Origin of the sequence: Streptomyces sp. NPDC048018 (assembly GCF_043202995.1) — a bacterium.
Taxonomy (GTDB): domain Bacteria; phylum Actinomycetota; class Actinomycetes; order Streptomycetales; family Streptomycetaceae; genus Streptomyces.
This window is the reverse complement of the sequence record NZ_JBIDBK010000001.1, coordinates 663100-678502: the sequence shown is the minus strand read 5'-3', so window position 1 is coordinate 678502 and position 15403 is coordinate 663100. Positions and strand designations below refer to the sequence as shown.

Below are 15403 nucleotides of genomic sequence, written 5' to 3'. Positions count from 1 at the left end.
TGGGTCCACACCCCTCTACATACTGTTTAATTGCGACTGATTCGCAACAACAGTTCATCTGCAAGAGGGGTGTGGACACCATGGCCGCCCGACCCGTCCGCCGCGCGACCGCCGCACTGCTCACCGGGGCCACCGCCCTCGGCGCGGCGGCCTGCGCCAACCCCGGCGGCGCCACCGGTTCCGGCCGCCCCGACGACTCCGCGGTCGTCGGCATCGCCCACGAACCCGAGACTCTCAGCCCCCTCCTCGGCTACGGCAAGGACGGCAACTCCAAGATCTTCGACGGGCTGCTCGCCTTCGACGCCGGCATGAGGCTGCGCCCCGCCCTCGCCGCCGCGCTGCCCACGGTGAGCGCCGACGGCCTGACGTACACGTACAGGCTGCGCCCGGGCGTGCGGTTCAGCGACGGGCACCCCTTCACCGCCGGGGACGTCGTCTTCACCTACCGGACCGTCCTCGACCCGAGGACCAACAACGCCTCGCGCACCGAGCTCGACGCGCTCAAGGACGTCAGGGCCGCCGGCGACGACACCGTCGTCTTCACCCTGAAGTACCCCTACGCCCCCTTCGCCGAGCGCACCGTCCTCGCCATCGCCCCCGAGCACGTCGCCGGCCGGCAGGACGTCAACACCGGGCCGTTCACGACGCAGCCCGTCGGCACCGGCCCGTACGTCCTCACCGGCTGGTCCAGGGGCGAGAAGCTCACCTTCGAGGCCAACCCCCACTACTGGGGCGGCGCCCCGGCCGTGAAGAAGTTCGTCATGGCCGTCGTCAAGGACGACGACGTCCGCGCCACCCGACTGCGCGCCGGCGACCTCGACGCCGCCGTCCTGCCGCCGGCCCTCGCCGCCGGCTTCAAGGACGACCCGGCGAAGAAGACGTACGCGGCCACCACGTACGACTACCGCAACGTCACCCTCCCCACCGGCAACCCGGTCGCCGGCGACGTGGCGATCCGCCGCGCCCTCGACCTCGCCGTCGACCGGCAGGCCATGGTCGACAACATCCTCGAAGGCGCCGGCAAACCCGCCTACGGACCCGTGCCCACCGACAGCCCCTGGTTCGCCCGGGGCACCGAACGCCGCCACGACCTCGCCGGGGCGCGCAAGATCCTCGACGAGGCCGGCTGGAAGCCCGGCCCCGACGGCGTCCGGGTGAAGAACGGCGTCCGCGCCGCCTTCCCGCTCTGGTACCTCTCCGGCGACAAGCTCCGCCAGGACCACGCCCTCGCCTACGCCTCCGACGCCAAGAAGGCCGGCATCGCCCTCACCACCCAGGCCGGCACCTGGGAGGTCATCGAGCCCCGCATGAGGACGGACGCCGTCCTCGCCGGCGGCGGCTCACCCGGCGACCCCGACTTCGACCAGTACCTCCTCCTGAAGTCCACACTCGCCGGCGACGGCTTCAACAACATGGCCCGGTACGCCGACCGGACCGTCGACCGGGCGCTGGAGGACGGCCGTCGCACCGACGACCCCGCCCGCCGCCGCGCCGCCTACGACACCGTCCAGCGCCAGTTGGTGAAGAACCCCGGCTACACCTTCCTCACCCACATCGACCACCTCTACGTCGTCGCCGACCGCTGGGAGACGACACCCGGCGGCGGCCTCGGCACCCAGGTCGAAGCGCACGACCACGGCCTCGCCTCCGGACCCTGGTGGAACATCGAGGACTGGAAGCCCAAGCGGACCGGAGAGGCCGCGAAGTGAGCCGCCGCCTCCCCTGGGGGCCATGGCCCGGATGACCGGACGGCGCGCCCTGGCCGCCGTCCCCGTCCTCCTCGGCGTCACCCTCGCGGTGTTCGCCGTCGCCGCCGCCTCCCCCTTCGACCCCGTCAAGGCCTACGCCGGCACCGCCGGACTCACCGCCTCACAGGAGAACCTCGACCAGCTGCGCGCCAACCTCGGTGTCGACCGGCCCTGGCCCACCCGCTGGTGGGAGTGGCTCGGCCGGGCCCTCCGGGGCGATCTCGGGGACTCCGGAGTCATGCGACGGCCCGTCGCCGAGGTGATCACCGAACGCGTCGGCTGGTCCGCCCTGCTCGCCGCCACCGCCTTCCTCCTCGCGATCCTCCTCGGCACCGCCCTCGGCGTCCTCGCCGGACGCCGCCGCGGCGGCCTCCTCGACCGGGCAGTCAGCTCCGCCGCGTACACCCTGGAAGCCGCCCCCGCCTTCTGGCTCGGGCTGCTCGCCATCTGGTTCTTCGCCCTGGAGCTGGGCGTGCTCCCCGCCGGCGGACTCACCGACACCGCAGGCGACACGGTCGGCGCCGGCCAGGTCGCCCGCCACCTCGTGCTGCCCGCCCTCGTCCTCGGAATCTCCCAGCTCCCCTGGTTCTTCCTGTACGTACGCCAGGGAGTCGGCGACGCCCTGGAGGAGGACCCGGTCCGCGGCGCCCGCGCCCGCGGCCTCGCCGAACGCACCGTCCTCACCGGCCACGCCCTGCGCTCCGGAATGCTGCCCATGCTCACCCTCGTCGGCTCCCGCGTCCCCGAACTCATCACCGGCGCCCTCCTCGTGGAGACCGTCTTCAGCTGGCCCGGCATCGCCGCCGCCACCGTCCAGGCCGCCGTCTCCGTCGACTTCCCGCTGCTCGCCGCCCTCACCGTGCTCGCGACCGCGGCCGTCCTGCTCGGCAACCTGCTCTCCGACCTGCTGTACGGGCTCGCGGACCCGAGGGTGGGCTTCGATGGCTGACCCCCGCACGCGCCGGATCCGGCTGTGGAGCTCCGCCCTCGTCGTCAGCACCGCCGTCCTCGCGGTCCTCCTCGTCCCGCCCGTCGTTCCCCTCGACGAACAGGCCGTCGACCTGAGCCGCAGACTCCTGGCGCCCTCCCGCGCGCACCCCTTCGGCACCGACGACGTCGGCCGCGACCTGCTCCTGCGCTGTGTGTACGGCCTGCGGGTCTCGCTCCTCGTCGGTCTGGTCGCCGCCCTCGTGGCGACCGTCGTCGGCACCGGTGTCGGCGCGGCGGCGGGAGCGCTCGGCGGCCGGGTGGACCGCTTCGTGATGCGGATCGTCGACGGCTTCTCGTCCGTACCGCACCTGCTCCTCGGCATCTTCGTCGTGGCCATGTTCCGCCCCGGGGTCTGGCCGGTGATCGCCTCCGTGGCCCTCACCCACTGGCTCTCCACCGCCCGGATCGTCCGCTCCGAGGTCCTGTCGCTGCGTTCGCGGCCGTTCGTCGACGCCGCGATCTCCGGCGGCTCCTCCCGACGGCGGATCGCCGTCCGGCACCTGCTGCCCGCGGTGCTGCCACAGGCCGGCCTCGCCGCCGTGCTGATGGTGCCGCACGCCATGTGGCACGAGTCGGCGCTGTCCTTCCTCGGCCTCGGACTGCCGAGCCACCAGGCCAGCCTCGGCAACCTCGTCCAGACCGCCCGCTCCTCGCTGCTCGCGGGCTCCTGGTGGCCGACCCTCTTCCCCGGCCTCCTGCTCATCGTGCCCACCCTCGCCCTCGCCGGTCTCGCCGGAATCTGGCGCGACCGGCTCAACCCGCGCCGCCGATCGGAGCTGATGCTGTGAACGAGCAGATCACGCGGGCCCCCGAAGCCGTCACCGCCGAGCGCGCCGACGACGTTGTCCTCAGCGTCCGCGGCCTGACCGTTCGCTTCCGGCTGCGCGGCCGACGCCAGGTCGCGGCCGTCACCGACGCCTCCTTCGACCTCGCGGCGGGGGAGTGTCTCGCCCTCGTCGGCGAGAGCGGCTGCGGCAAGTCCGTCCTCGCCTCAGCCCTCCTCGGCCTCCTCCCCGGCAACGCGCGGACGGCCGGTACGGCACTCCTGTCGGACGCACCCGCCCGGACGGAGCCCGCTGGGACGGAGCCCGCTGGGACGGAGCCCGCTGGGACGGAGCCCGCTGGGACGGAGCCCGCTGGGACGGAGCCCGCTGGGACGGAGCCCGACTGGACGGAGCCCGATCGGACGGAGCCCGACCGGCCGCCCGCAGGAGTCCGTGCGTTCGCGGGGGTGGACGCGTGCACGGGGGCCGATCGGCCGGCCGTGGGGGCCGGCGCGTCCACCGGAGCCGAGACGCCCATCCGATCCCGCGCGTCCACCGGGGCCGATCGGCCGGCCACGGGGGCCGGCGTGTCCAGAGGTCCCGAACGGCGGCGCACCGGAGCCGAGACGTCCACCTGTGCCGACCTGGCGCCCGCGGGGGCCGGCGCGTCCACCGGAGCCGAGACGCCCATCCGGTCCCGCGCGTCCACCGGAGCCGACCTGCCGCCCGCAAGGGCCGACGCGTCCACCGGAGCCGAGACGTCCACCCGGTCCACCGGAGCCGCGACGCCCATCCGATCCCGCGCGTCCATCGAGGCCGACCTGCCGTCCATCGAGGCAGACCTGCCGGCCACGGGGGCCGGCCGGGCCGGAGGGCGGGACCGAGCCGGGGGTGGTGCCGGGCGCCCGCCCGCGCTCGACCTCCTCGCCGCCGACGAACGTACCCTCGCCCGCACCGTACGGGGCAGGCGCGTCGGCCTCGTCCCGCAGAGCCCCGCCGCCCACCTCACCCCGGTGCGCACCGTGCGCGCCCACCTGGAGGAGACCGTACGGGCCCTCACCCGCACCCCGCGTCGCGAGCGCCGTGCGGCGGCGGAGGCGGCCGCCGCACGGGCCGCGTTCCCGGCCGACCACCTCGACCGCCACCCCCACGAACTCTCCGGGGGACTCGCCCAGCGGGCCGCCACCGCCCTCGCCCTCGTCGGCGACGCGCCGCTGCTGCTCGCCGACGAACCCACCACCGGACTCGACCGCGAGCTCGTCGACCGCACCGCCGACGAACTGCGCCGCCACGCCGACCGGGGCAAGGCGCTCCTGCTCATCACCCACGACCTCGCCGCGGCCCGCCGGGTCGCCGACCGCGTGGCCGTCATGTACGCCGGGCGGATCGTCGAACTCACCTCCGCCGCGCGCTTCTTCGGCGCTGCCGGTCCTCGCCATCCGTACGCCCGCGGCCTCCTGGACGCCCTGCCCGAAAGGGAGTTCAGGCCCGTTCCCGGACTGCCGCCGGAACTCTCCGACCTGCCCGAGGGCTGCGCCTTCGCCCCGCGCTGCCCCCGGGCGAGCGCGGCCTGTGCCGTGCGGCCGGAGTTCGCGGCGGGAGTCGCCTGCCACCATCCCCTGGGAGCCCCCCGTGCTTGAACTCCACTCCGTCACCGCCGGATACGATCCCCGCACGCCCGTCGTCCGGGGCGCCACGCTCACCGTCCCGCCGGCCGGGTCCGTCGGCCTGCTCGGCCCCAGCGGTTGCGGCAAGTCCACCCTCGCCCGGGTGGCCGCCCTGCTGCACCGGCCGGACGCCGGCCGCGTCCTCGTGGACGGCACCGAGGTCCGGGGCTGGCGGCACCGCGCCCCGCGCGCCCTGCGCACCTCCATCGGGGTCGTCTTCCAGCAGCCCCGGCTCTCCGCCGACCCCCGGCTGCGGCTCGCCGACCTGATCGCCGAGCCGCTGCGCGCGACCGGCCGCCGTGATCTGGTGCCCGAGCGCCTCGCCGCGCTCGTGCCCGCGGTCGGTCTCACCGAGGACCTGCTTGGCCGACGCCCGCACGAGGTCAGCGACGGGCAGCTGCAACGCGCCTGTCTGGCCCGCGCCCTGGTGCTGCGGCCGCGCTGGCTGATCTGCGACGAGATGACCGCGATGCTCGACGCGTCGACGACCGCGGCCCTGGTCGCGGCCGTCGAGACCTGTCGCGCCGAGACCGGTGCGGGCCTGCTCGCGGTCGGCCACGACCGCGTGCTCCTGGAACGCTGGTGCGACCGCACCGTCGAGTGGGCGGACCTCACGGCGTCCCCGACGGAATCCCCGGCCGACGCCTGAGGAACGGCCTGCTCCGGAAAGTCACCCGGATGGCCGCCCTGCCGTACCGCCGTCCGGATCGTCCCTTCCGTCACACTGTCCGCCAAACGCCGCAATTCCGGCGCGGCGCAAGGAGGATGAGGGCGATGGCCATTTCCGTATCCGTGGTGCTGCTTCTGCTGATCCTGGCGGTGATCTTCCTCCGCAACGGCGGCCTGAAGGTCTCGCACGCCATCGTCTGTGCCCTGCTCGGCTTCTTCCTGGCGAGCACCAGCATGGCCCCGACCATCCAGAACGGAGTGGCCGCCACCGCGAACGTGGTCTCCAGCCTCAAACCCTGACCGCGCCCCGCGTGACTGGTTCATGATCGTGAAGTGCCCGTGAAGCACTGGGCATTTCCATGTACATCTCAAGCACTCGGGCCTAGCGTCGGCCGCCGGCGCGACCTTCGTACGGACCCGAGGAGCCGCATTGACCACCCGACCCCCCAGCCGGCGAGCCCGCGCACTCGCGCTCATCGCCGCAGTGAGCGCAACCGCCCTCGCGCTCGCCACCCCCGTCGCCCTCGCCGACGAGATACCGCTCGCCCCCGGGCACCGGCTCGTCGCACACTACGAGGGCGCGCCCGCCACGGCGCTGCCCGTCCCCGCCGAGGCGCCGCCCCAGCATCCGTACCTCGCCCCCAACGGGCGCAGCGGCATGCACGCCGACGCCGCCGGCAGCGGCACCCACCCCTACTCCGGCCCGCTCGGCCGCGAGCCGCGCGTCGACAGCGAGAAGATCGCCGCCCTCGGCGGCGAATGCGCCACGGTCACCTTCGACGCCGGCGGCCGGCTCGTCACCGTGTGCGGCACCTTCCAGGGCTTCCTGCTCAAGCTGCTCGACCCGCGCACCCTCGACACCCTCGCCGAATACCAGCTGCCCCAGCGCTCCTCCACCGTGGAGGCCATCACCCGCCTCGACTTCGAGAGGATCTTCAAGGACACCTCCGGCGGCGCGTACTTCTACCTCGACAACCGGGACCGGGTCGTCCTCGCCGACTCCCGCCAGCACGTCCTGCGCATCGCCCACCGTCAGAAGGGCGACGGAGCATGGGAGTTCGTTGTCGAGGACGACTGGGACCTGACCTCGCTCGTCCCGCACGACTGCGTGAGCTGGACGAACCTCTTCCCCAGTGGAGTGTGCGACCCCGTCACCTCCGTCATGCCCGACTGGCAGGGCCGCATCTGGTGGGTCACCCGGCTCGGCCGGGTCGGCACCGTCGACCCCGCCACCGGTGCCACCCGTGCGATCCGGCTCGACGGCGAGGAGATCCAGAACTCCTTCTCCGTCGCCGAGGACGGCGTCTCCATCGTCTCCGACCACGCCCTCTACAGCTTCCGCGCCGACCCCGACGGCACCCCGCGGATCCAGTGGCGGCAGACCTACGACCGCGGCACCGGTGCCAAACCCGGCTCCGTGAACCAGGGGTCGGGAACCACCCCCGACCTCTTCGGCCGGAACGGCGCGCAGTACGTCGCCATCACCGACAACGCCGACGACCGCATGAACGTCCTCGTCTACCGGCGCGGCACGGACGTCGCCGCCGCCGACCGGCTCGTCTGCAAGGTCCCCGTCTTCGGTTCCGGAGCCTCCACCACCGACAACTCCCTGATCAGCTGGGGCGACAGCCTCGTCGTCGAGAACAACTACGGCTACGAGAACCCCACCTCCCTCACCTTCGGGCGTAGCGTCGTCGGCGGTGTCACCCGGGTCGATCTCCGCCCCGACGGCAGCGGCTGCGACACTGTGTGGCAGAGCGATGTCCGCTCGCCCTCCACTGTGCCCAAGCTGTCCACCGCCAACGGACTGCTCTACTTCTACGAGAAGCGGCCCCACCCCCTCGGCATCGACGCCTGGTACCTGACGGCCGTGGACTTCCGCACCGGGGCACGCGCGTGGTCCCGGCTCACCGGCACCGGCCCCGCCTACGACAACAACTGGGCCCCCATCACCATCGGCCCGGACGGCACGGCGTACGTCGGCGTCTTCAACGGCATCGTCTCCGTCCGCGACGGCGCCTGACCCTGCCCGGTGCGGGTGCGGGTGCGGGTGCGGGTGCGGGTGCGGTCGTCCGGCAGCGCGCCGGGCACCGGCGGCGGCCGGTCCCGGCCCCGGACGCACGGGTGCCCGGGACCCCCGCGGTCCCGGGCACCCGCCTCGGCTGAGCCGTGGGGGTCACACCATCTCGGGCATCTCGCCGACCGTCGTCCTCATGTCGATCACGGCGAAGGCCGCGCCCTGCGGGTCGAGCAGCGCCGCGAAGCGCCCGTAGGGGCTGTCCATCGGGCCGAAGACCTTCCGCCCGCCGGCCGCCTCGGCCGCCTCGATCGCCTTGTCGCAGTTGTCGACGCCGAAGTAGATCTGGATGTACGCGGGGATCTCCGCCGGGAAGTCCTCCGCCGTCATCACCATCCGGCCGAGCAGCGGATCGGCGCCCAGGTCGAAGACCCGGTAGTCGATCTTGTCGTCCTGCATCTTCTTGGAGCGGTAGCCGAAGACCGCCGAGTAGAAGGCGTCGGCCTTCGCCGGGTCACGCGTGAACACCTCCGCCCACACATAGCCGCCCGTGGCGCCCTCCAGCTCGAAGCCCTCGTGGGCGCCGGCCTGCCAGACACCGAACACACAGCCCGTCGGGTCCTGCGCGAGACACATCGAGCCGAAGTCGCCCACCTGCATGGGCTCCATCACGAGCGTGCCGCCGGCGGCCTTGATCTTCTCGGCGGTGGCGGCGACGTCGGGCGAGGCGAGGTACAGACACCAGGCGGACTGCGGCTCACCGTCCTGGCCGGGCATCGGCGGCACGACGGCGGCCACCGCCTTGCCGTTCTTGTAGGCCTGGGTGTAGTTGCCGAACTCCGAGGCGGACTCCCCGAAGGTCCAGCCCAGCACGTCGCCGTAGAACGACTTCGCACCCTCGATGTCGGTGAACATCGCGTCGGTCCAGACCGGCGTGCCCAGAGGTCGTGAGGCCATGACGATGACTCGCTTCCGATCGATGACGTCCTTGTCTCCACGCCACGCTAGCCACCTCCGGCCCGTCGCGCTCGGTGACGCACGGTGTCCGCGCACGCGTTCTCAGCCGACGCCGCCGACGAGCACCCCCACGCCGTTCGGCACCGGCCGCTGGACACCCCCGCTGGGATGGTTGCGCACCGTCACCGAGGACTCGCCCGGGGCCCGGCCGACCAGCGTCGACGAGCCCCCGCCGTCGAGGTTGAAGGCGTCCCGCGCCCCCTCCCCGGCCAGCAGCGCCGCCACCTCGGCCACCGTCATCCCCACCCGCAGCCCCGGCGACCCGTCGAGCGCCATCAGCAGCAGTCCGTGCCCGCCGTCGGTGATGCCGGCCGCCGTGCGCACGGCGGCGGTGACCCCGTCCAGGCCCGGCAGCGGCGCACCGTCCCGAAGCAGCGGGTAGCCGCCGACCGCGAACCGGTACGGCACGGACGAACCCTCGGCGACCAGCCGATGCCACACCCGCACCCGGTCCCCGACCGCGAGCGCCCGCAGCCACCGGGCGCCCTCCTCCCGGCCCACCAGCACCTCGGTGCCCTCGGCCACCGGCCCGCGCCCGGGCGCCTCCGCCACCGCGACCACCCGCCCGTGCCGCACGGTCACCTCGTACGTCTCCGTCGTGCACGGGCCCGCCCGGTCGGAGTCCGTCCCGCACACCGCCCGCTGCCGTGACACCGTGCCCCACGCGGGCGTGAACACGCCGACGGAGCCCTCGGGCAGCGCGTACTGATCGAGTCCGCCCAGCGGGATCGTGCCCTCCGGTGCCGTCACGCCGCCCTCCAGGGCGAGCCGGCCCGTCCGAGCCCGGTGGTCCACCCCCACCCCGATCACCTCACGCGTCCCGGTGCCCGGTGGCAGCGGAGGCCCGAAACGCTGGCCCCGCGGCACCGCGGCCTTCAGCTCCCGCCCGCCCGCGACCGCCGGGCCGACCGGGGCGCCCGTCGCCTCGACGCCCGGATGCTGGACCTCCGAGATGTCGAAGAAGTCCCCGTTGACCGCCGCGACCGCGCCACGCGCGTCCGCGAGCTCCGACAGCGGCGCCCGCGCCGCCACCGCCCCCGGGTGCAGCAGATCCACCTCGACGCCCTCGGCCCGCAGATCCACCGCGAGCAGATGCACCCGGACCGTGCCGTGCGCCGCCGCCGTCTCGAAGCTGCGGTACCCGACCCCCGGCGCCAGCTGCTGCCAGACCCCGGTGCCCGCCGCGCCCGGAGCGAGGCCGGTCGCCACCGCGCACCAGACCAGGAGCAGGACCACCACCGCGCGCGACCGCGTCCATGGATGTGTCACGGATCCCCCTTTGGCATTCCGCTCTTCGGGTCGACCAGATGATGCCGCGTCAGAAGCCCGCTCCGGTGAACACCGGGTGTCCGCTCAGCGTCGGAACTCGCGCGCCTCCGGGAACAACTCCTTGACCAGCGCCCAGAACACCGGGAAGTCGGGGATGTCCTTCGCCTCCCGCGCCCAGCGCCCGGCACCCGCGGTCCGCACCACGACCAGACCGTCCCCGCGCCAGTCGCACCGGCGCACCCGTTCCCACGGCACCACCCGCCCCGACGGCAGCCCGATCCCCTGCCCGTACAGGCGCACCTCGCCGAACACCACCGCCTCGCCCGCCTCCAGGGAGTCCACCGCGGGCGGCATCGCGCGCCGCACGGTCTCGTCGAGCACGATCTGGGCCAGCTCGCGGATCTGCGAGTCGCCGGACCGCGGCACCGTCTCCTCGTCGACGAACCCACCGACCGTCACCCCGCTCCTGGCTCCGGTGCGCAGCCGGTAGGCGTAGTGGGTGCCCGCGTAACCGCCGTGCACGTGGACGCGGGTGACGTCCTGGTGCATCGCCGTGACACCCCGCCAGGCCACCGCCCGCGCGGGCCCGTTCTCGCCGGGGCAGACCAGGCCCCGTTCGTACAGATACACGTAGTCCCGCGGCCGCAGCGGCGTCACCCGGGTCCGGAACGACCGCCACAGGAGCCAGCCCGTCGCCCCGAACGGCACCAGGAGCAGCGGGAGTCCGGTCGGCGGTCCGGCCGCCCGGCTCACGAGGACGGGCAGTGCGAAGGCCGCGAGCGCGAGGAGGAGGACGAGCGGCGGCGCCCACGGGCGCCGCCGTGTCACCCGCAGACCGTCGGTGTGCCGGGCGCGGAACCCCCGCAGGTAGGCGCCGAGTTCCGCCTCACGTGCCGCTCGCGTCGCCGCCTCGTCCGGCGGCGGCACCGTCACCCGGTCGAGCCGCTCCATAGCGCACCCCCCGACCGCATGATGACAGTGGCCGGAGCTCTGGACCAGGCCCGGCGCGCGGGCGCGCGGGGGCACCGGGCGCACCGGGGTGTGCGCCTGAGGTCCTGTCGACAGATGTGACACCGCATCAGGAGTGAGGCGAGGGTGACGGCGAGCCGGCGGCTGCGTGCACCGCTGCTGATGCTCGGGCTCGATACCGTGTGGGGCCTTCACCACATGACGAGGCATAGGCCCCGGTGACACGAGGTCGGGTACTCACCTGGCGTCCTCTTTTTCGGCCATGTCGTACTCGTCGATGCCGAGTTCGACGCCAGTGGCACGGAGAAAATCCAGGATCCGGCGGTCCAGGTGCCAGCCGAAGAGGTTGGGGGTGTCCGCGACACCTTGCTGGGCGTGCTCGATGTCGTTGAAGTAGCGCACGACGTTGAGCACTGCTCCGCCGCCGGTGCTTGCCAGATGCGCGGCGAGGGCGCAGACGCGCTCCGTGTGGGGCTGAAGTCTGTCCAGAATGCGGGTGATCTGCTCATCGACGCGCAGGCCGGGATCGCGGCAGACGACCATCCATGCATGGTCGACCGGAACCACTGCCGGTTCGGTGAACCGGCTGCCGCGAACGGCTACCTCGTCGGGAGTGATGCCCAGCTGAGAGGTCATGTCGTCTGCCGAGGTGTGCCGGCTGAAGAGCGCGAAGTAGGCGTACTGGTGAAGCGGCATCCCAGGGACGATAGCCGAGCGGGAGGCGAGCCGACCGTGATCACGCGTGCGTGCACCCAGACTCAGGCGTCCGGGGAGTCGAACTCCGCCAGGTTCCGCTGTCGGAAGCGGCCGGCGCCGGCCGGTCGGCAAGGGCGGGTCGCACCCGCCGCCGTACATCGCCCGCGGGACATCCGACGGGATCACGCCCGCCGCCGCGCTCGGCTGCGGCGAGGGCGCGTCAGATCCAGCCGTTGCGCGCCGCGTAGAGAGCCATCTGGAAGCGCGTCACCGACCCGGCGCGGGTGTTGATGGTCTCGACGTGGCGGGAGAGGGTACGGCGGCTGATGCCGAGGAGCTCGGCGATGGTCTCGTCGGTGACGCCCGCGGACAGCAGCTCCAGGATGCGACGGTGTGTCGGCTGCAGGCCGTACGGCACGTGGTCGCTCAGGTGCATCGGCAGGGCCGCACGCCATGAGGTCTCGAACAGTCCGGTGAGCGCCGACAGCAGGCTCGAGGGATGGACCATCAGCAGGTAGGCCGACGGCGTCCTCATGGCCCACATCGCACCCCTCCTGCCCCAGACGTCCCGCACGACCGGACTGGCCGTCGTCCAGACCGCGCAGACCCTCGCCCGGGCTCTCGGCGCCCTCGCCTTCGGCGCCCTCGCCGCCCACGGCGGCCCCGGCACGGCCTTCGCCGTCTTCGGCTGCACCACCGCGGCCGCCGTCGCCGCCGCCCGCCTGATCCACCGACCGGGGAAGGAAGCATGAAATCCCTGCGCACCGCGAGCGCCACCGCCCTCATCATCGCCCTGCTCGGCTCGGCCGCGGCCGGCATCGCCCTCAAGGCAGGCGTGGCGCCATCCGACGCCCGGCCCCTGCGACTCGCCCGACCGGGCACCCTCGTCGTCGTCGACGCCCGGAACACCCGGGTCCACCAAAGGACCCGGCAGGGCGAGGACCTCGGCACCGGCCCCGAATGCCGCCGCGCCGCCGTCGCCGCCGGCACCCTGGTGTGCCTGCACGGCCTTCCCGGCCCGTTCTCGTCCGAGGTACGCGTCTACCGCCAGGACGCGACCGAACCCGAGGTCACCCTGCCCGCCTGGGGCAAGCCCAGCAGAGCCCGGGTCTCCCCCTCGGGCCACCTCGTCGCCTGGACGGTCTTCCGCTCCGGGGACTCCTACGCCGCGTCCGGCCGGTTCTCCACCACCGCCGGCATCTACGACCTGCGCGACGGGCACCACTACGGCTCCCTCGAGGACTTCACCGTCACGGCCGACGAGCCCGTACCGGCCGAGGGCCGGAACTTCTGGGGCATCACCTTCGCCGCCGACGACCGCACCTTCTACGCGACCATGTCCGTGAACGGCCGCACGCAGCTCATGCGCGGAGATCTCTCCCGCCGCAGCCTCACCGCCCTGCGCGCCAACGTGGAATGTCCGTCACTCTCACCTGACGAGACCCGCATCGCCTACAAGAAGAGGGTCGGCGCCGACTGGCGGCTCCACGTCCTGGACCTGCGGACAGGCCGCGACACCCCACTCGTCGCCCCCGCCGGCGTCGACGACCAGGCCGCCTGGCTCGACGACACCACTGTCGCCTACGCCAGAGCGGAGCACGGCAGGCCCTTCGTCTACGCCGTACCGGCGGACGGCACCGGGAAGCCCGTCCGACTGGCGGAAGGAAGCTCCCCGACCATCACCACCGGCCCACGCTGATCCCCCACTTGGCATCCGTCACCACTCCCCGCCCCCTGTCCACATCGACGGGGTGCGGACGAAGTGGTCGCATGACCGGCCGGACAAGTCCTAGTGGGCGAGGGGCAGGCCCTGCGGGACGACGGGGTAGCGGTGGGACGCCGCCTCGGGAAGCGGGAGCCCGGGGCGCCAGAACCTCAGGACCTGCGCCGAGGGGACGAAGAGGGCCTGGGGCAGGTCGTCGGGCGCGAACCACTCCCAGCGCTCGATCTTGTCGGGCTCGGCGACGGCCGGGGATCCGGTGTGCGCGTGGACCACCGTCGCCGCCGTCAGCCGGGTCAGCTCCGTGGACGCCTGCGTGTCGAGCGACAGGCCGATCACCGACACGTCGGCCGCGTCGGCCACGAGCGTGGTCTCCTCGGCGAGTTCGCGCACCGCCGCCTGCTCGATGGACTCGCCCGGATCGACCTTCCCGCCGGGCAGCTCCCACACGCCCGAAGGGTGCAGACCGAGCAGCACCCGACCGTCGTCGTCGGTCACCACCACACCGGCGCCCAGGGAGGCCTGGGCGGCGGGTCGCTGGGCATTGCGGTGCGCGGACTGGGGTGCGGTCATGGCGTCTCCTCCTACGGGCCGGGTGCCGACACCAGCCAACACCATGAGGCCGACGGCGGGGTGGCGCGCGAAGGTGCGCGGCGAGGCGCCGGGGGCCGGGGCCCAGGCGGAGGGCGGGCGGTGCGTTTCCTAGAGGACCGCGATGGCCAGCGGGCGGGAGCCGGCCGGCAGGCGGTGGGCCGAACCGTCGGCGAGGTCGACGACCGTCAGACCGTCCCAGTAGCCGTCGCGGGTGAATCCGCCCGTGACGTATGCGGTCCGGCCGTCGGCGGACACGGCCACGTTCTCGTGCGGGCCGTCCAGCGGGATCACGCGCTCGGTGCCGTCCGGCTTCCGCACGGTCAGCGACGGCCCCCGGTCGGTGTCCGGGTCGATCGGCCCCGTCCCGACCGTCAGGAGCGTGCCGTCGGCGGTGACGGTGACCCCGTGCTGGTGGGTGTTCGCGGTCATCGGGCGGATCTCCCGGCGCCCCGTGCGCGGGTCGACCACCACGAGGCGTTCGCCCTCGAACGGCAGCAGCAGCCGTCCGTCGGTGGGCGAGACGGCCGTGTAGTGAGGCTTCAGCCAGGAACCGAGTCCGCCCTCCCTGCCGTACGGGGCCACCTCGATCCGGCGGGTGCTCAGGCTGTCGGCGCGGACCACGGTCACGTCGAAGGAGTCGTGGTTCGTCGCGTACGCCTCGGAGCCGTCGCGCGCGACGTCCACGTCGAACGGGCGCCGGCCCACCGGCACCCGGTCGGTGACGCGGAGGTCCTTCGTGTCGATCACCTCCAGGGCGCCGTTGCCGCCGGGCACGTTGACGCCCACGTAGACCCGGCGCCCGTCCGGGGAGAGCGCGACGCCCATGCCGCCGCCGCGGTACTCGCCGGTGGTCACCGGGCCGGTGGCCGTCCGGTACGGGACGAGCGCGAGACGCGTACGCGTCTCGGTGTCGACCACCGCCACGCCCTCGGCCGTGGCGACCCAGGCCCGGCCGTCGGCACCGACGACGAGGCCGTACGGGGCGGTCCCGACCTCGACGGACGCGATCGGGCCCCGGGCCGGGTCGACGAACGTCACGGTGTCGGAGCCGAAGTCGGTGACGAGCAGCGTGCCCTCGGAGGTGCGGCCGGCGGGGGACGGCGGGGCGGTCGGCGCCGCGGACGCCGTGACCGGCGGCCTCTCCGCCGACTCGGCGCGGGTCGCGCCGCCCTGGGCGCAGCCCGCGAGCAGGACGGTGGCGGCTGCGAGCACGGTGAGGGCGCGGGTTCGGTTCATCGGCGGGGCTCCCGGTGACGGGTGGGGGACGGTCGTGGAGGGCGGGC

At 73.7% G+C, this 15403-nt stretch carries 16 protein-coding genes and 1 pseudogene; 10 read left to right on the top strand and 7 right to left on the bottom strand.

What is annotated here, in order from left to right:
* The first annotated feature begins 80 nt into the window (after positions 1-80).
* The 8 genes and pseudogenes from ACGF1Z_RS03070 to ACGF1Z_RS03035 all read left to right on the top strand — a co-directional run bounded on the left by ACGF1Z_RS03070 (position 81) and on the right by ACGF1Z_RS03035 (position 7861).
* Positions 81-1709 (top strand): ABC transporter substrate-binding protein, encoded by a 1629-nt coding sequence (locus ACGF1Z_RS03070; RefSeq protein ID WP_392999262.1) that lies wholly within the window; start codon positions 81-83, stop codon positions 1707-1709.
* 22 nt (positions 1710-1731) lie between these two features.
* Entirely contained in the window at positions 1732-2697 is a 966-nt protein-coding gene (locus tag ACGF1Z_RS03065) for an ABC transporter permease (RefSeq protein ID WP_392999260.1), read from the top strand.
* The gene (locus ACGF1Z_RS03060) at positions 2690-3526 is read left to right on the top strand and encodes an ABC transporter permease (RefSeq protein ID WP_392999258.1); all 837 of its coding nucleotides are present in this window, start codon (positions 2690-2692) and stop codon (positions 3524-3526) included. Before ACGF1Z_RS03065 ends, ACGF1Z_RS03060 begins: the two co-directional genes overlap by 8 nt.
* Positions 3409-3738 (top strand): annotated as a pseudogene (locus ACGF1Z_RS03055) (ATP-binding cassette domain-containing protein); the annotation flags it as partial. The gene ACGF1Z_RS03060 and the pseudogene ACGF1Z_RS03055, both read left to right, overlap by 118 nt.
* A 351-nt stretch (positions 3739-4089) precedes the next feature.
* A complete protein-coding gene (locus tag ACGF1Z_RS03050) occupies positions 4090-5142 on the top strand; it encodes an oligopeptide/dipeptide ABC transporter ATP-binding protein (RefSeq protein ID WP_393000290.1) in 1053 nt (350 codons plus the stop codon).
* A complete protein-coding gene (locus ACGF1Z_RS03045) occupies positions 5135-5818 on the top strand; it encodes an ABC transporter ATP-binding protein (protein ID WP_392999256.1) in 684 nt (227 codons plus the stop codon). The genes ACGF1Z_RS03050 and ACGF1Z_RS03045 overlap by 8 nt, the downstream gene beginning before the upstream one ends.
* Positions 5819-5943: 125 nt before the next feature.
* Entirely contained in the window at positions 5944-6138 is a 195-nt protein-coding gene (locus ACGF1Z_RS03040) for a hypothetical protein (RefSeq protein ID WP_365339128.1), read from the top strand.
* A gap of 130 nt (positions 6139-6268) precedes the next feature.
* On the top strand, positions 6269-7861 hold the full coding sequence (locus tag ACGF1Z_RS03035) for a hypothetical protein (protein ID WP_392999253.1): 1593 nt from the start codon (positions 6269-6271) through the stop codon (positions 7859-7861).
* A 153-nt stretch (positions 7862-8014) separates the two neighbouring features.
* On the opposite strand, the gene ACGF1Z_RS03030 is transcribed toward ACGF1Z_RS03035, so the two are convergent.
* The 5 genes from ACGF1Z_RS03030 to ACGF1Z_RS03010 form a co-directional block, all read right to left on the bottom strand.
* Entirely contained in the window at positions 8015-8812 is a 798-nt protein-coding gene (locus ACGF1Z_RS03030; protein WP_392999251.1) for a VOC family protein, read from the bottom strand.
* Between the two features lie 102 nt (positions 8813-8914).
* The gene (locus ACGF1Z_RS03025) at positions 8915-10141 is read right to left on the bottom strand and encodes a phosphodiester glycosidase family protein (RefSeq protein ID WP_392999249.1); all 1227 of its coding nucleotides are present in this window, start codon (positions 10139-10141) and stop codon (positions 8915-8917) included.
* Positions 10142-10225: 84 nt separating this feature from the next.
* Positions 10226-11092 carry a DUF6585 family protein gene (locus ACGF1Z_RS03020; RefSeq protein WP_392999247.1) on the bottom strand — a complete coding sequence of 289 codons (867 nt, stop codon included), beginning with the start codon at positions 11090-11092 and terminating at the stop codon, positions 10226-10228.
* A gap of 255 nt (positions 11093-11347) precedes the next feature.
* Positions 11348-11806: a DUF4279 domain-containing protein gene (locus tag ACGF1Z_RS03015; protein ID WP_392999245.1), complete on the bottom strand. Its 459-nt coding sequence runs from the start codon at positions 11804-11806 to the stop codon at positions 11348-11350.
* 220 nt (positions 11807-12026) lie between these two features.
* Complete coding sequence (locus tag ACGF1Z_RS03010; RefSeq protein ID WP_392999243.1) at positions 12027-12341, bottom strand: helix-turn-helix domain-containing protein; 315 nt, start codon at positions 12339-12341, stop codon at positions 12027-12029.
* On the opposite strand from ACGF1Z_RS03010, the gene ACGF1Z_RS03005 reads away from it, so the two are divergent.
* A complete protein-coding gene (locus ACGF1Z_RS03005) occupies positions 12340-12558 on the top strand; it encodes a hypothetical protein (protein WP_392999241.1) in 219 nt (72 codons plus the stop codon). The genes ACGF1Z_RS03010 and ACGF1Z_RS03005 overlap by 2 nt on opposite strands.
* Positions 12555-13505: a TolB family protein gene (locus ACGF1Z_RS03000; RefSeq protein ID WP_392999239.1), complete on the top strand. Its 951-nt coding sequence runs from the start codon at positions 12555-12557 to the stop codon at positions 13503-13505. Before ACGF1Z_RS03005 ends, ACGF1Z_RS03000 begins: the two co-directional genes overlap by 4 nt.
* A gap of 90 nt (positions 13506-13595) precedes the next feature.
* Here ACGF1Z_RS03000 and ACGF1Z_RS02995 read toward each other — a convergent pair whose 3' ends face one another.
* Both ACGF1Z_RS02995 and ACGF1Z_RS02990 read right to left on the bottom strand, forming a co-directional pair.
* Positions 13596-14099: an NUDIX hydrolase gene (locus ACGF1Z_RS02995; RefSeq protein WP_392999237.1), complete on the bottom strand. Its 504-nt coding sequence runs from the start codon at positions 14097-14099 to the stop codon at positions 13596-13598.
* 129 nt (positions 14100-14228) lie between these two features.
* Positions 14229-15356: a YncE family protein gene (locus ACGF1Z_RS02990; RefSeq protein WP_392999235.1), complete on the bottom strand. Its 1128-nt coding sequence runs from the start codon at positions 15354-15356 to the stop codon at positions 14229-14231.
* Positions 15357-15403 lie beyond the last annotated feature (47 nt).

Coding starts and splice junctions, on each gene's coding strand:
- ACGF1Z_RS03070 (WP_392999262.1), top strand. CDS start 81: ATGGCCGCCCGACCCGTCCGCCGCGCGACCGCCGCACTGCTCACCGGG.
- ACGF1Z_RS03065 (WP_392999260.1), top strand. CDS start 1,732: ATGGCCCGGATGACCGGACGGCGCGCCCTGGCCGCCGTCCCCGTCCTC.
- ACGF1Z_RS03060 (WP_392999258.1), top strand. CDS start 2,690: ATGGCTGACCCCCGCACGCGCCGGATCCGGCTGTGGAGCTCCGCCCTC.
- ACGF1Z_RS03040 (WP_365339128.1), top strand. CDS start 5,944: ATGGCCATTTCCGTATCCGTGGTGCTGCTTCTGCTGATCCTGGCGGTG.
- ACGF1Z_RS03030 (WP_392999251.1), bottom strand. CDS start 8,812: ATGGCCTCACGACCTCTGGGCACGCCGGTCTGGACCGACGCGATGTTC.
- ACGF1Z_RS03020 (WP_392999247.1), bottom strand. CDS start 11,092: ATGGAGCGGCTCGACCGGGTGACGGTGCCGCCGCCGGACGAGGCGGCG.
- ACGF1Z_RS03015 (WP_392999245.1), bottom strand. CDS start 11,806: ATGCCGCTTCACCAGTACGCCTACTTCGCGCTCTTCAGCCGGCACACC.
- ACGF1Z_RS03005 (WP_392999241.1), top strand. CDS start 12,340: ATGGCCCACATCGCACCCCTCCTGCCCCAGACGTCCCGCACGACCGGA.
- ACGF1Z_RS03010 (WP_392999243.1), bottom strand. CDS start 12,341: ATGAGGACGCCGTCGGCCTACCTGCTGATGGTCCATCCCTCGAGCCTG.
- ACGF1Z_RS03000 (WP_392999239.1), top strand. CDS start 12,555: ATGAAATCCCTGCGCACCGCGAGCGCCACCGCCCTCATCATCGCCCTG.
- ACGF1Z_RS02995 (WP_392999237.1), bottom strand. CDS start 14,099: ATGACCGCACCCCAGTCCGCGCACCGCAATGCCCAGCGACCCGCCGCC.
- ACGF1Z_RS02990 (WP_392999235.1), bottom strand. CDS start 15,356: ATGAACCGAACCCGCGCCCTCACCGTGCTCGCAGCCGCCACCGTCCTG.